Origin of the sequence: Microcoleus sp. T3_A4 (genome assembly GCF_036700465.1) — a bacterium.
In the GTDB taxonomy this organism is placed as follows: Bacteria; Cyanobacteriota; Cyanobacteriia; order Cyanobacteriales; family Microcoleaceae; genus Microcoleus.
Map to the genome: position 1 here is coordinate 1 of NZ_JAUBOY010000026.1, position 12,059 is coordinate 12,059.

Annotated in this window: 13 protein-coding genes; 3 read left to right on the forward strand and 10 right to left on the reverse strand. The window is 44.4% G+C overall.

Features of this window, described 5'->3' with window-relative positions:
• The first annotated feature begins 71 nt into the window (after window positions 1-71).
• Window positions 72-575 carry an AAA-like domain-containing protein gene (locus QUA07_RS15830; protein WP_333326794.1) on the forward strand — a complete coding sequence of 168 codons (504 nt, stop codon included), beginning with the start codon at window positions 72-74 and terminating at the stop codon, window positions 573-575.
• Between the two features lie 483 nt (window positions 576-1,058).
• Here the strand turns inward: QUA07_RS15830 and QUA07_RS15835 are convergent, their stop codons facing one another.
• The 6 genes from QUA07_RS15835 to ispE form a co-directional block, all read right to left on the reverse strand.
• Entirely contained in the window at window positions 1,059-1,793 is a 735-nt protein-coding gene (locus QUA07_RS15835; RefSeq protein ID WP_333326654.1) for a hypothetical protein, read from the reverse strand.
• A gap of 105 nt (window positions 1,794-1,898) precedes the next feature.
• Complete coding sequence (locus tag QUA07_RS15840; protein WP_333326656.1) at window positions 1,899-2,579, reverse strand: dual OB domain-containing protein; 681 nt, start codon at window positions 2,577-2,579, stop codon at window positions 1,899-1,901.
• Window positions 2,580-2,644: 65 nt separating this feature from the next.
• Window positions 2,645-3,097: a DUF488 domain-containing protein gene (locus QUA07_RS15845; protein WP_333326658.1), complete on the reverse strand. Its 453-nt coding sequence runs from the start codon at window positions 3,095-3,097 to the stop codon at window positions 2,645-2,647.
• Window positions 3,075-3,701 (reverse strand): DUF488 domain-containing protein, encoded by a 627-nt coding sequence (locus tag QUA07_RS15850; protein WP_333326660.1) that lies wholly within the window; start codon window positions 3,699-3,701, stop codon window positions 3,075-3,077. The genes QUA07_RS15845 and QUA07_RS15850 overlap by 23 nt, the downstream gene beginning before the upstream one ends.
• 75 nt (window positions 3,702-3,776) lie before the next feature.
• Window positions 3,777-4,130 (reverse strand): DUF3082 domain-containing protein, encoded by a 354-nt coding sequence (locus QUA07_RS15855; RefSeq protein ID WP_333326662.1) that lies wholly within the window; start codon window positions 4,128-4,130, stop codon window positions 3,777-3,779.
• 183 nt (window positions 4,131-4,313) lie between these two features.
• Entirely contained in the window at window positions 4,314-5,291 is a 978-nt protein-coding gene (gene ispE / locus QUA07_RS15860; RefSeq protein WP_333326664.1) for a 4-(cytidine 5'-diphospho)-2-C-methyl-D-erythritol kinase, read from the reverse strand.
• Window positions 5,292-5,381: 90 nt separating this feature from the next.
• Between ispE and QUA07_RS15865 the strand changes: the two genes are divergently transcribed.
• A complete protein-coding gene (locus tag QUA07_RS15865) occupies window positions 5,382-6,908 on the forward strand; it encodes an ATP-binding protein (protein ID WP_333326665.1) in 1,527 nt (508 codons plus the stop codon).
• Window positions 6,909-7,153: 245 nt separating this feature from the next.
• Here QUA07_RS15865 and rsmA read toward each other — a convergent pair whose 3' ends face one another.
• Window positions 7,154-7,975, reverse strand: a complete 822-nt coding sequence (gene rsmA, locus QUA07_RS15870) for a 16S rRNA (adenine(1518)-N(6)/adenine(1519)-N(6))-dimethyltransferase RsmA (RefSeq protein ID WP_333326667.1) — start codon at window positions 7,973-7,975, stop codon at window positions 7,154-7,156.
• 262 nt (window positions 7,976-8,237) lie between these two features.
• Between rsmA and galK the strand changes: the two genes are divergently transcribed.
• Window positions 8,238-9,317: a galactokinase gene (galK, locus tag QUA07_RS15875; RefSeq protein ID WP_333326669.1), complete on the forward strand. Its 1,080-nt coding sequence runs from the start codon at window positions 8,238-8,240 to the stop codon at window positions 9,315-9,317.
• Here galK and QUA07_RS15880 read toward each other — a convergent pair.
• From QUA07_RS15880 to QUA07_RS15890, 3 genes are all read right to left on the reverse strand, one after another.
• Window positions 9,307-9,681: a signal peptidase I gene (locus tag QUA07_RS15880; RefSeq protein WP_333326671.1), complete on the reverse strand. Its 375-nt coding sequence runs from the start codon at window positions 9,679-9,681 to the stop codon at window positions 9,307-9,309. The genes galK and QUA07_RS15880 overlap by 11 nt on opposite strands.
• Before the next feature lie 444 nt (window positions 9,682-10,125).
• The gene (locus tag QUA07_RS15885) at window positions 10,126-10,818 is read right to left on the reverse strand and encodes an SRPBCC family protein (RefSeq protein ID WP_333326673.1); all 693 of its coding nucleotides are present in this window, start codon (window positions 10,816-10,818) and stop codon (window positions 10,126-10,128) included.
• 18 nt (window positions 10,819-10,836) lie between these two features.
• A complete protein-coding gene (locus tag QUA07_RS15890) occupies window positions 10,837-12,000 on the reverse strand; it encodes a baeRF3 domain-containing protein (protein ID WP_333326674.1) in 1,164 nt (387 codons plus the stop codon).
• Window positions 12,001-12,059 lie beyond the last annotated feature (59 nt).

A 12,059-nucleotide genomic window follows, 5' to 3' on the forward strand; every position in this document is an offset into this window, starting at 1 on the left:
TGCTTTCATTAGGTTTGATTACACAATGATATTTCATTATTATTGATTGTACCTCATAACAGCGGGAACCGCTGTATTTATTAGCTCAAATCGATTCACCGCTGGTACTCGCCTTAGATGATGTCGATCGCCTTTTCACTCACCCCGAAATTGCCTCTGACTTTTTTGGTCTGCTGCGAGCTTGGTACGAAAAAGGCAAGTATGGCGATCGCAGTAGTAATATCTGGCAGAAACTTCGGTTAGTAGTAGTACACTCGACAGAAGTTTATATTCCCCTCAATATCAATCAATCCCCATTTAATCTAGGGCTGTCAGTTGAAATACCTGATTTTACCAGCGCTCAAGTGCAAGATTTAGCACTTCGGCATGGATTGAATTTGCCAATACAGGATGTAGAGAAACTAATACATTTTGTGGGTGGAAATCCCCATTTAATCCGATTGGCTTTATATCATATTTGGGCGCAGGATATCTCGCAGGAACAAATGTGGCAAATAGCACAAGTGTGGAAGATTGTCACAAAACTTTACATTATTCCCTATATTCCTCCTCTACACCCTAATCTTATCCGGTAAAAATCCGCTTCTAGAAATCGAACCGGATACCTGTTTCTACATCCAGAATTAAGCTTTAGTCAGAAGCAAAAATTTTGAGTTAGAAACAGACCCGCCGGATTTTGGTGTAGAGTCTGACTACACAAATTATTATCTAAATAAGTTCACAATCTATTCTTCCCTTGGCGTTCCCGAACTTTGGAGATAGCGCGGGCAAACCTTAGAACTATATCAGCTTGTAGAGGGAAAATACGATCGTGCTGCTCAAAGTTTAGCTTTTCCATTTTTGGCGATCGCAGAAGTACCCGGATTTATTAAACAAAGCAGGGCGATCGGACAAATAGCAGCCGTCAGTTGGTTTCCGACAATAATTAGAGAAAATTTGCCACATAGCGAGGAATAAAAGATGCACAATAGATACGCATCAACTCTATATTTAGCGTGTATATGGCGCACATTTTCGCTATAAATAGCGCCTCACACTCTAGAAAAGATATATCATCATTATTTCTTTCTCATTCTTCTCTGGGAACCTCTTTTAGGCAGTCGCTTAATTTCTGTTTCGCCTCCTTGAAATTCTACTTCTTCTCTAATTTCTACAGTGACACTTTTAACATCGCTTTCGGTCATTTGTTCCTTTACATCAATTCCCTCATAATCCGGTAGATTTTCTATTAACTGCACGTCCAACCCAGAAGCTTGAACCGACAATTCTTCGATTTCTTGACTAATTTCAGTTTCTTCAATCCGATGCTCAATTTCCGCCGCCACTAAATCTTCCTCCAAAGCCGGAAAGTTATCAATTTCTTGACTAATTTCAGTTTCTCTGATTTCCTTGTCTACTAGCTGCATTGATAACTGCTGCTTTTCCCTTGACAATTCCTCAACCTTAGTTCCCAGCATTCTAATCTGTTCGTTGAGAATGCGAATTTCTCGGTTTTGCTGCTGAATCATTTTTTCGGCATCAGCAAGAGTTCGATTTCTCTCTAATATCACCTCATTTTTAGTTTCTAATTCCAAAGCGCTCATAGCCGCTTTAATTACATTATAAAAATGTGGCTTAGATACATCAACTTGTTTAGCATTATGGCGACTTTTTCCCAAAAGTCCAATCTTTTGTCCTTGCTTAACAGCCAAAACAAAACCTTGATGATTTTTTATTTTTAATTCTTTGACAAAATCTACTTGAACTAAACTGCAAATATATTTGTGACAGTCAAAATAAAATTCTGCTTTCATCAAAAAGCACCCCTTCCTGCTACAGTCCCGCAGAATTATACCACAAACAGAGTTTTTGCGGTAAATAAAAAGAAATAAATAAGCGTTCGCCCATTTGGGTCAAAACTAAATTTCATCATCAACAACATCTTCCGGCAACTCTACCACACCCGCAATCAACTTCCAACAAGGGTCATCTCCCTCCCAATCATCGGGCCGCCAAGGCATACTCAAACTCACTGTTACCAAACAAGCTTTTTGCGGTCGATACCCCAATTCTAACTTTCTAATAAACACCGGATCGGTAATTGTTGCAGTCAATCTTTGACCATGCTGCGTGACAATAGATCCTTCCCATTTATTACCACCTTCAAATCTTTGACTTAGCTTTTTTACCGTAAATATTACTGCTTTAACTAATTGCAAAGTTAGGCGGTCGCACATAGGCAAAGACTGCATATATGCCACCGTAACATATCGCAAATCGTTGTGCAAAATATATTCTTGACTCTGGCAATATTTCAGCAAATATGCTGGCGGAACTTTCCCGACTTGCCGCCATTCTCCCGGTAAAACAGAAAGATTTTCACACTCAAACCCAAAGTCTGGCCCCGTCTTCGCCAGAGGAATTTCTAGAACATCTAACAACGCGGGTTCAAGTCTATTTATCTGCCGCATTTCTTTAGGAATCTGACCATCTGGTAAGTCAGAAACTGGACGCACCCACTTACCTTTAACCTCATTAATTCCGGCGATGCACCTGTCGCCGCGTTTCCACGAATTAGCGAGACAAATTATCCGAGTCATTCGATTTTAGATTTTAGATTTTAGATCTTAGATTCATCCCACAATTATCTAATATTTTCATTAAATCAAAGATGATTAATTGTGACATTTTTCCACTTATCGCTGAGATATTCAGCAACTAAGCGGCGGTGACAATTATGAGGTTTTGGTTCGCTACAAAGCAGACACGCACAGTCCATAATATCCGATGAAACCTTGTGTTCAATTTGTCGATCGCCCATTAAGCCCAAAAACTTCTGTTCATAAACATCCCAATCTCCCTTTTTCTTTTTATAATCATCCAAAATATCTTGAGTCGGCGCTAAATCCAGCACATGAACATACTCAATATTACCAATGGTTCGCAGAAAATATTCTAAATCTTTCCGCTTAGCAAAACCTGCTAACTGTGATACATTATTCAGCCGTGTATCGATTACCCTGCGGACTCCCGCTTTCATCAAAATCCCAAAAAACTCCTCCGCACTTTTTTGAGTAAAACCAATTGTAAATAAATTAATTGCTTTCTTTTGTGACATAAGCGATTTCCAATCCGTGACGATAATAAGCGGTTTCTAAATCAACTATTTCCTGTTTAACTTTAGGCTCTAATTCAAACAAGCTTAGCTGAATTGGCTCATTATTTTTTTTTCCTTTGTTAAACTTGCTCAAAAGTCTTTCTTCTAAATGCTGGTGCGCTTCTAAATTGCCATCTGACAGAATATGATTAATCTGCAAGTTAAAATCTTTCAACTTGTGGCAAACTAAAATAGTCCGGTGACAAGTAATCGGGTCTTTTTCCGCACACATTAAACTGATTTTATAATTGGCGGCGCCTTTTAGCAAGCGCTGAATTCCTGCGGAAAATAGAGAAGTTGCTGCTATGCGATCGTATAAAGCTTTACCGCTAGTATCGTAACAGCTTAAATCCTCCGGTCTCGCGCCCAACTCTTTGCCTAAAAAAACATATTGAATGCCGACACTTGACAGAGAAGCTTTAATTTCGGATTTATTAAAATGAGGTAAATAGCGGCTAAACGGATGCGATCGCACGTCCGCAACCGCCGTAATTCCGTGTTGTTGCAGCAGCAAAATAAACGCTTCAATACTCAGATTGGAGTGTCCGATCGTAAATAATTCCATTGCTTCGATCTTACTATGCAGTCTTTGCCTTGCGGAGAAGAGTTTGTGTAGCCTGATTGTTTCAACCTGTAGACTTCAACCTGTGGGTTTTTTCACCAACTTTTGAATCAAAAGTTGCAAAGTCAGCAGCATCAAACCGACAGATGCAAAAGCAAAAACACCCGCACCCAAAGCCACAATTCCCATTACTAAAGTTCGCACAGCCGCCGCAATATTAATTGCAGTCACATTGTCAGAATGAATCGGTTTATTAGCAAAAGTTTGGGCGATCGACAAAGTTAGCGCGTACAAAGCTGCTGCAAACCCGCCCGCCATCAGCGAACCAGTCAGACACCGCAAAACCGTCGGCGGCGTGGAAGATGCAGAGGTTGCATCTCCAGCCGAACTCGGAGGCTGAGAAGTAGAATCTGGATTAGTTAAATCAGTCATTGCGATTTTAGATTTTAGATTTTAGATTTTAGATTTTTGGTTAATTCACCAAAACTAAAATCTCTGTTGAATGACATTTTATCAGTTCTTCGAGTTCCATAGACTCTGCGAAAAGTTAGATTCATCTTTACCATCGCCTGTTAGACAGGTTTAACGGGCGATCGCGATCGCACCATCTTCGAGTTACACCCTCGGAATCGGCGCTTTTACATCATTTTCCTCCGAAAAAATCCGAATCCCAGTATTGCTAAACTGTGCTACCCAAAAATCCAAATCGGGAGAAGCGATCGCACTTTTAACCCGTTCCAAAACCTGCTGAGCCTGCTCTGGAGACTCCGCCAGCGCAAACACCGTCGGCCCGGAACCCGACATCATCGTCCCCAAAACCCCCGCCGACTCAAAAGCCTCCCGCAACTGCAACACCTGCGGGTACACGGGCAAAGCAACTTTTTCTAAATCGTTATGCAGCAATTGACCAATTTTTGATCGATCTTTTTGGGCGATCGCCCCCACCATCGGGCCCGAATGCAGCCGTTCCCGGCGGCACGCCAAATCTTCCGCTGCACAATAGGAACTACTGAACTGCTGGCGATAAGTTTGATACGACCATGCAGTAGAAATACTGAGATTGCGGTACTTCGCCAACACCACAGAAAAGCCCCCCAAATCGGGCAATGGCGACAGTTTATCCCCGCGACCAGTTGCCAAAGCCGTACCTCCCGCAATGCAAAAAGGCACATCCGAACCCAAAGTTCCCCCCAACTCTTGCAACTCCGACTGAGTAAGTCCCAATTGCCAAAGCAAATCCATCCCCACTAAAACCGCGGCCGCATTTGCAGAACCGCCGGCAAGCCCCGCCGCCACAGGAATCTGTTTGTGAATCGCAATCTCGACTCCGCCGTATTTCGCCAAAGCATCGGGGAATTGCTTCGCCAACAAATCCGCCGCCCGGTAGGCCAGGTTATTCTTATCAGGAGGGACTTGCGGGTGATCGCAGCGCACGCGAATCGTGTCCGTACCGATCGCGCGCAAGTCAATTCGATCGGCTAAATCTATGCTTTGAAGTACCATCGCCAGTTCGTGATATCCGTCGGGGCGATCGCCTATGATTTCCAAATACAGATTGATTTTTGCTGAAGCTAGCAGAGAATATGAACGCATAGGTGATTAAGCCGCAGGTGAAAGAAACCCCTGGTTGAAATTAATTGACACCAGTCAGAGTCCATTTTCTCACAACTCAAAGGAAATATTATGCAGGAAATGTGGAAAACTTTTTTTACTTCCGGGCCATTTATTCCTCACGGCCACTGCTATCTCTGGCATACCCCATTAGTCGGGCTTCACATTGCCTCAGATTCTATCATTGCACTCGCGTATTTTTCCATCCCCATTACATTGGTTTATTTTATTTCAAAACGCGAAGATTTGCCTTTTGATTGGATCTTTGCCCTGTTTGGAGCCTTTATCGTCGCCTGTGGCATCACTCACATATTTGAACTCTGGACACTTTGGTATCCTAACTATTGGCTTTCAGGAACAATGAAAGCAATTACTGCCCTTATTTCATTAGCTACAGCCATACTTTTGGTAGACTTAATGCCTCAAGCCCTAGCACTCCCCAGTCCCGCACAGTTAGAATCTGCCAACCGACTCCTAGAAGCTGAAATTGTCGAGCGCCAATTAGCAGAAGCTGCCCTAAAAAAAGCTAAAGAAGAATTAGAAATTCGCGTTGAGGAACGCACCGCAGAGTTAAAGTCTCAAACGCAACATCTAGAATTTGCCAACCGACTCCTAGCATCGGAAATTGTCGAGCGCCAATTAGCAGAAGCTGCCCTAAAAAAAGCTAAAGAAGAATTAGAAATTCGAGTTGAGGAACGCACCGCAGAGTTAAAATGTCAAACTCAACAGCTCGAACAAGCCTTGTCTGAATTGAAGCAAGCTCAATCCAACCTAATTCACAGCGAAAAAATGTCATCTTTAGGGCAATTGGTCGCTGGGGTTGCTCATGAAATCAACAATCCGATTAACTTTATTTACGGCAATATTACTCACACCCGCCAGTATGCCAATAGTTTGCTAGAACTGGTGAATCTCTATCAAGAGCAATATCCGAATCCCATACCCATAGTTCAAGAAAAAATCGAGTCTATAGATTTAGACTTTATCATCTCTGACCTGCCAAAAATATTAATTTCTATGATAAACGGCGCTGAGCGGATTTTTGGTATTGTCAAGTCGCTGCGAATTTTTTCTCGCCTTGACGAAGCAGAAATGAAATTAGCCGACATTCATGAAGGAATTGACAGCACACTGATGATTTTGCAAAGCAGATTGAATGCTAAGCCCGGTTTGGAGAATATTCAAGTTATCAAAGAATATGGCAATTTACCCCGAATAGAGTGCTACCCCGGACAGCTAAATCAAGTGTTTATGAATATCCTGGCTAATGCTATTGATGCTTTAGAAGATGACAGCCACAGCGAGTCGATTGCAGCCCATGAAACGAATCCCCGCCTCATCAAAATCTCTACCAAACTTTTAGAAAGTGAAGTCGTAGAAATCCGAATTAGCAACAACGGGCCAGAAATCACAGAATCGGTGAGGAACCAGTTATTTAATCCATTTTTTACCACTAAACCAGTAGGTAAAGGCACGGGATTAGGTTTATCAATTGGCTATCAAATTATCACAGTAAGACATCAAGGCGAATTGCAGTGTATTTCTGCACCGGGGAAAGGTGCAGAATTTATTATTAAAATTCCGATTAGCCTGCAATAAACCTTTAAGAATCCCCATAAAACCTCAATTCAACTGTTAGTAGTCAGACCAAATAGGGGTTTTTCGTAAATAGGAATTACGCCCGATTGTTGAGCAACCATTTTTTTTACGAAAAGACTCGTTGTACACAGCAGATTCGGTAAAAAACCCGGTTTATGGGCCCCGATGCGTAAGTCCTGATAAAAAAAGAATTCCCAAATACGCCACTTATTTAAGAAGTCGGGTATCTAACACAATCTTGAATTTTAAACATCTGAGAGCATATTATTACTCAAACTTACCCATTGATCCACGCTTAAATCTTCAGCGCGAGATTGAGGATTTATCTGTAACTCTTCCAGCAAGTGAACGAGTTTATCTAAGTCCACAGCCCCTTTCAAATTATTTCGCAGCATCTTGCGCTTGCTACCAAATCCCAACTTAACTAAATTCTCCAAATAGCGCGGATTAACCGCCGCAGTTTCTATCTCTCTGGGAAGCAGCCGCACCACGGCGGAATCGACTTTTGGCGGCGGAAAAAAGTCTTTAGACGGCACATCACAAATTAACTCGCATTCTGCTAAATACTGCACACGCACTGACAGCGCGCCAAAAGCTGTCGAACCCGGTTTAGCGTAAAGCCTTTGGGCCACTTCTTTCTGCACTAACAGCACGATCGCATCGAAGGGTTTAGCAGCAGGAACAGATATTGTTCCCAGCAGTTTTTGCAGGATCGGGCCGGTGATATTATAAGGAATATTGGCAACAACTTTATTGGGATTGTGGAATTTGGGAAAAGCCGTTAATTCAGCCTCTAAGTCCATTTCCAAGAAGTCGCCTTGCAGCAGTAAAAAATTGTCGGTTTTGCCGAGTTGTTTGGCTAGCTTGAGACACAAATCTCGATCGATCTCCACAGCAACAACAGACTCAGCCGCAGCCAGCAAGCGTCGAGTCAAAATCCCCGTGCCCGGCCCAATTTCTAGGACGCGATCGCGATCCAAAGAAGCCGCTTTCACAATCTTATCTAAGGCTTTCTCGCTTTTGAGCCAATGTTGAGCAAACTGTTTCCGGGGTCTGATCGATCGCATTTTTTGAATTTTTGGAGAAATCTTAGCCTGTCATTCTATCACAGCTCAATATCTTTTCCTAACCTACGGTCATGTTTATTTTTGTTAACAGGGGTTGAACTAACCAAAAAACATGGGCACTATAAAAGGATAAACGATAAAAAATAAATTAATTTATTCCCAATTACCAACAGCACGACACGGAAGGCACGGATACACGGATAGCTGTTTTTCCAAATAACCAATAACAACTAACCAAGAACCAATTACCAATTCCCCAAAAATGAAATTCCAACGAGTATTTGGTACATTACCCAAAACCACAGCCAGCGCCCCCGGCCGAGTAAACCTGCTGGGCGAACACACAGACTACAACGATGGATTTGTACTTCCAACAGCGATTCCCCAGCGCACCACAGTACAAATCGGCTTCAGCAGCGACGATCGACACCATGTTTATTCAGCAGAATATGACGAACTCATAAATTTTTCAGACGACGATACCATACCGCAAAAATTCGTCAGTTATATCTGTGGCTGCCTGAGACTTGTAGAAAAAGAAGGATACAAAATACCGCCAATAAATCTCTACATTACCTCGACTGTGCCGATCGGAGCCGGTTTGTCCAGCAGCGCCGCTTTAGAAATAGCAACCCTCAGAGGACTGCGGGCGCTGCTGAACATCCCCCTAGACGACGTGCGGCTAGCTCAAATCGGACAGCAAGTGGAAATCCGATATGCCGGCTTGAACTGTGGGATCATGGATCAAATGGCATCGAGTTTAGCAGACACCAACACCATGCTATTGATCGACACCCGCAGCCTCGAATGCCGCCCGATACCTTTTCCCACAAACACAGAAATTTTAATAATTGACAGTGGCGAAAGCCACCAACTCGCAGCAGGAAGCGGCTACAACCAGCGGCGCGCCGAGTGTGAGGAATCCGCCCGGATATTGGGAGTAAAAGCTCTCAGGGATATCGCCGATCCCCAAGCTGTCGAAGTATTGCCGGAACCCCTCAGAAGACGAGCGCGGCACGTGGTTACTGAAAACAACCGGGTACTCGAAGCGGTAAAATCTTTGCCAGCAGAGCGTTTTGGCGAGTTAATGAATGCTTCCCATGCCAGTCAGCGCGACGACTACGAAGTTTCGGTGCCTGCAGTAGACACGCTGGCGGCCATCTTGCAGTCAATCCCCGGAGTCTTCGGCGCAAGGCTGACGGGCGGAGGTTTTGGCGGTGCTTGCGTAGCCTTGGTGGAGAGTGGGAAAGCGGGTGCGATCGCATCCGAGGCGATCGATCGCTACCAGCGCGCGGGTTATAGCGGCCGCGTTTTGGTTCCAGAAGTTAAAGTTAATTCTTAACTCCAGAACTATCTCCCGACAGGGAAGGCCAGCGCACAGTGACGATCACCGAATCCTCCTCGGCCGACCAATAATGAGGCACTCCCGGCAGCCAGAGAGCATAATCTCCTTCGCGAGAAAGCAAGATTTCTTGCTCTGGAAATTGTAGGCGAAACCGCCCTTTTACCAGGATAGAAAGCGTCGTGGCTGCCGCATTTACCGCCCACTGAGTCCTACAATCTCCGGCGGGGTGAGTGCCCCATTTTACCTCTAAAACAGAAGTCGATCGCGGGTCATCTTCAGGCGTCATAAAGTGACCGGCAAACCAACCGCCCCGACTTGCACCTTCAACGCCCGCATTTCCGAAAACCACTTGAGATGACATCAGCTAATCAGGTAAACAACAAATAGCTTGAGAGCACAAACTCTACGTTTTGTACTCAAGGACATCCCACTTGATCGCTCGTGCCGTAGGGACACTCCAAGAGTCCATAGGTGTCAACTTAACGTACAACCGAGAGTCCGACAGGGGTTGAAACCCCTGCCTCAAAGCTAAAGTCGTCTGAAGACGACTAATGAGTTTTTCAGTTAGTCCGACAGGGGTTGAAACCCCTGCCTCAAAGCTAAAGTCGTCTGAAGACGACTAATGAGTTTTTTAGTCCTCTTTGAGAGGACTTTAGCTATTAGACAGGGAATTCATTCCCTGGCGGACTAAGGGGTGGGCGGGAGGACTGGTGGACAAAAAGCTTAAGTTGAACACCTATGGGCTGGGCCTAAGTCCCTACACTCGCCGTGTCCCTACAAGGGCTTACCACCAAAAGTGCGATACTTACTTGCGGCCCGAAGTTTGACCTTCCGTAGTCGCTATTTCCCCAGCTTCCATCAACTGCTTAAAGCGACGTAAATCATTGGCAATTTGCTGTTCGGGAGCTTCGCCAAATAGTTTAGCAGCACCAGCACCAATTGCACCGCCCGGAGGGTTGTATTCGATGACAACTTTTACCTCTGTACCGCGTCCCGCTGGTGCCGGTTGAAAGCGCACAAAGCCAGAATTGTCAACATCAGATCCTTCCACAGACGCCCAAGCAATTAAGCGATTTTCTTCTTCGCGGACAATCTCTGCATCCCATTCCACACTGTTGCCCATCGGCGCGCTGGCAATCCAGTGAGAACGTGTTTCATCTATTACGCTAACGTGTTTGAGATGCTTCATAAACCGAGGCAAATTTTCAAAATTGCGCCATAAACGGTACAATTCATCAGCCGGTTTGTCGATCGTCACCGTCTTTTCAACTTTAATGCTTTGATTCGGATCTGCAGCCGACTGCAAACCCTCCACAACCCCCAGACCGCGGGCTGCTAAACTGCCACCGGCAACCGCCAGCAAAGCACCTCTCAAAGAACGCTGCGACAAACCAAAAAGCACCAGCGCCCCGCCGCCAATTAAAGATGCCCAGCGTTCGGTATCGCCGCTGCTACTTTGGTTTTGTTTGTCGGAATTTGTCATTGAACTAGATTCCATTGCTTTCAACCTGGTAAATTAATAGCGAAAAATAGCAGCTAAAGGTGCCTCGTTCGGCACTTTTTCCGGCGGCATTGCATAAACCGTTCCGCCGTTGAGAATAGTTTGAATTGCTGCGACATTCAACAAATCTTCGTCACCCAATTCTGCATCGGGATGGATTTGCACCGAGTTCGTCTCGGGATTAAAGCTACCCCACTGCTGAACGCCAAGAGCAACAAACAGTCGATCGACTCGTCCAAAATAAGCAGCCGAAACAGCTTCTTTCAAGTCAGCAGAAATTTTATCGCTTCCTGTCAGATCGTGGTATTGTGCAATCGCCTCCGACTGAGCCTGCAAAAACAAAGGTTCCACCAGCGGCAAAGCTTCGGCCCGCAACTCTTCCGGCTTGAGAAGTTTCTGGTTGCCTGTAATTCCTTCTTCAACTAAATGGGGGTAAGTATTGGCTTCTCGGTAAAGCGGGAGCAAATACTCCACTCCAGCTAACACTAAAGGAGCTTTTTTATTCCGCAAATATTCGTGCAGTGCTGCATCGATTATGTGGAAATACTGCAAAATTTCCTGCTGAGGCTCATCTCGATCCGGACTTCCTTGGCCGTGAAAACTTCCCGGCTGCTGAAAGGAATTATTAGTGCCTCCTTTTGAAGTAGCAATCCGAAACTGACCTTCTTTAGCAGTCGGGTCATATTGCAGAGCCTCCTCAAGGCTTCTCGGCAAGTTTTCAACTTCAACTTCCCGAGCACTGTAAGACGTACACTCAATCAGTCTCACTTCCTTCTGACTGAGAGCTAAAACATAAAATAAATTATCTCCTGTCAGCAGAGGCATCAGCGGTTTGACGTGAAAATTGTCGCTTACAACCACTAATTCGTCAAAATTCACCGGACAGCTATAGTAGCGGAAAAATCCCGAACCGACAAAAATCGCCAGCAGGTTGCCTTGATTTTCCCAAAAGTTTTCCTGGTCAATTTCTGCTCGGACTGGCTCTAGCAATTGGGCAGCTTCTTTTTTGTCAAATCCGTACTCTACAATTTTTTCTTCAGCCTCTCTGATTAAATTTTTGAACCGAATCGGGTTTTGTTGAATTTCTGTTCCTTGAGCGACTGGCATATAAATTGATACGCACAATCCAGGAGATTGTTGTACCAGCGCTTTGAGTTCCTCTACAGATATTAAGTTCACCGCTGAAACTCCTTTGCTAAGGGGTTTTGTAATAAAAACAATCGATTGTTTAAAATGTA

Coding starts and splice junctions, on each gene's coding strand:
- QUA07_RS15845 (WP_333326658.1), bottom strand. CDS start 3,097: ATGTCACAAAAGAAAGCAATTAATTTATTTACAATTGGTTTTACTCAA.
- QUA07_RS15840 (WP_333326656.1), bottom strand. CDS start 2,579: ATGACTCGGATAATTTGTCTCGCTAATTCGTGGAAACGCGGCGACAGG.
- QUA07_RS15885 (WP_333326673.1), bottom strand. CDS start 10,818: ATGGAATCTAGTTCAATGACAAATTCCGACAAACAAAACCAAAGTAGC.
- ispE (WP_333326664.1), bottom strand. CDS start 5,291: ATGCGTTCATATTCTCTGCTAGCTTCAGCAAAAATCAATCTGTATTTG.
- rsmA (WP_333326667.1), bottom strand. CDS start 7,975: ATGCGATCGATCAGACCCCGGAAACAGTTTGCTCAACATTGGCTCAAA.
- QUA07_RS15835 (WP_333326654.1), bottom strand. CDS start 1,793: ATGAAAGCAGAATTTTATTTTGACTGTCACAAATATATTTGCAGTTTA.
- galK (WP_333326669.1), top strand. CDS start 8,238: ATGAAATTCCAACGAGTATTTGGTACATTACCCAAAACCACAGCCAGC.
- QUA07_RS15865 (WP_333326665.1), top strand. CDS start 5,382: ATGCAGGAAATGTGGAAAACTTTTTTTACTTCCGGGCCATTTATTCCT.
- QUA07_RS15850 (WP_333326660.1), bottom strand. CDS start 3,701: ATGGAATTATTTACGATCGGACACTCCAATCTGAGTATTGAAGCGTTT.
- QUA07_RS15855 (WP_333326662.1), bottom strand. CDS start 4,130: ATGACTGATTTAACTAATCCAGATTCTACTTCTCAGCCTCCGAGTTCG.
- QUA07_RS15880 (WP_333326671.1), bottom strand. CDS start 9,681: ATGTCATCTCAAGTGGTTTTCGGAAATGCGGGCGTTGAAGGTGCAAGT.